General features: G+C 30.8%; 2 protein-coding genes. Both read left to right on the forward strand.

The annotated features are described in order from the left end of the window. Window positions 1–217: 217 nt before the first annotated feature. Entirely contained in the window at window positions 218–682 is a 465-nt protein-coding gene (locus CGS49_RS13420; protein ID WP_014608780.1) for a helix-turn-helix domain-containing protein, read from the forward strand. 8 nt (window positions 683–690) lie between these two features. After that, window positions 691–1,524, forward strand: an 834-nt coding sequence (locus tag CGS49_RS13425) for an MvaI/BcnI family restriction endonuclease (RefSeq protein ID WP_097802290.1), incomplete at its 3' end; no start/stop codon positions are given.

Below are 1,524 nucleotides of genomic sequence, written 5' to 3' on the forward strand. Positions count from 1 at the left end.
AGTCCAGGATGAACTATTGAGTAATTTCTATACTTATTTATCCGCAAAAAATATGATTATTTAGATAATTAATTGTATATATTTTTTTACTTGTTGAATATAACCAATTGAAAAGTAAATATATCCGAATTTTAAACCCTTTAAAAAGGTAATTTATCCGAATTTAAAAATCAGTTTTAAAGGTAAAATAGCTATATAAATCACCCGAGGTTTAAAAATGAAAATAGCTATTGAAAATCTTAATCGCGTTAAAACGATTAAACAGTTTACTCATAAAAAATTGGCTGAAAAAACAGGTTACTCAAGGCACTCAATTCAGAAGTTGTTCTCCTATCATAAAAATAGTAAAACGAGATTGGATCTCGTTGTGACTGTTTGTAAAGCATTAGACATTGATTTTCCTTCAATATTTGATAGGAAAACAGAAAATCATTATGGACATTTTATGTTTAGTGATGACTCAGTTAATGCTCTGGGAACAGAGTATTATTTAAGAAATTTTGTGAATAGAGTCCAACTCGAAATTAAAAACAGTCCACGTTATTCTTTAAAAATAACAACTGGATTGAGTGAATCAACAATAAGTGACTTGTTAAATTTTAAAACAAGAAATCCTCGGGTAGAAACATTATTAAAAATTGCAGAAGGACTAAATATTTCTATATCTGAAATGTTTAGATAGTTATTAATATGCTTTTTGAACTATATCAAGACGAACTACAATTTATTGAACAAATCCATAAATATAATGAAAGAGAATACACAGTTATTCGCCTAACAGATACAATGCTATCTAAAAGCATAATAGATGCCAACGTATTCGTTCAGGATGTTCTTAAAAAGTATGGATTAATGGACTATCAATCACTCAAAAATGGTGAGAAGAAAAAGTTGGATGTAATATTGTATATTGGTGAAGAAAAATTTGAAACAAAGATGTCATGCTATCGTGCTAACACACGAGGAGATGAGAGGTTTTGGATTTATGGGCGCCAATTTAAAGAAAATTTCCATTCTGGCGACTTGATGTACATATCTGTAGATTCAAGTAGCAGCAGGGTTATTATTATTAATGTTTCTAGGGGGATTTTATCAGATAAAGATTTAGCCAAAATTTTTGGACAGGATAAAATTAAAGAGGCACTTTCTAGATTAATTCCTAAGGTAAAAGAGATTGCTTCTAAAGGTTATCATCCTAATTCTAAAGGTGTAGGGAAAATTGCTCATAAAGATGCTGGTGACACACTGGAGAATTTACTAGGAATTAAGACTAATAATAGCCAAAAAGCAGACTTTGAAGATTTGATTGAACTGAAGTCTAAGACTTCAAAAACACTTGATACTTTATTTACATTACGTCCGAGGTTTGAAGGTACGCCTGTAGCAGAATTTGAGTCTAATGATCGTAGTCGGGTATCAGCGTTTGCGAGGTTGTATGGATATGAATCTGACAAGCATCCCGGCATGAATAGTTTATATATCACCATTGGGTCTGAGATGTCACCTCAAAATAATCAAGGATTT

Source organism: Faecalibacterium langellae, from assembly GCF_002549775.1.
GTDB lineage: Bacteria > Bacillota > Clostridia > Oscillospirales > Ruminococcaceae > Faecalibacterium > Faecalibacterium langellae.